Source organism: Shigella sp. FC1567 (assembly GCF_001743015.1).
GTDB classification, from domain to species: domain Bacteria; phylum Pseudomonadota; class Gammaproteobacteria; order Enterobacterales; family Enterobacteriaceae; genus Escherichia; species Escherichia coli.
In genome coordinates this window covers 1-223 of the sequence record NZ_MIIV01000474.1, presented here as the reverse complement: position 1 = coordinate 223, position 223 = coordinate 1, and the positions used below count along the sequence as shown (strand labels likewise).

General features: G+C 53.4%; 1 pseudogene. It reads right to left on the bottom strand.

The window, feature by feature from the left end:
* Window positions 1–223, bottom strand: a pseudogene (locus BHE85_RS20215) (IS1-like element transposase); the annotation flags it as partial.

Sequence of the window (223 nt, the reverse complement as noted above, 5' to 3'; positions counted from 1 at the left end):
TGCGCGAGGTTACCGACTGCGGCCTGAGTTTTTTAAGTGACGTAAAACCGTGTTGAGGCCAACGCCCATAATGCGTGCACTGGCGCGACATCCGACGCCATTCATGGCCATATCAATGATTTCTGTGCGTACCGGGCTGAGAGGCGGTGTAAGTGAACTGTAGTTGCCATGTTTTACGGCAATGAGAGCAGAGATAGCGCTGATGTCCGGCAGTGCTTTTGCC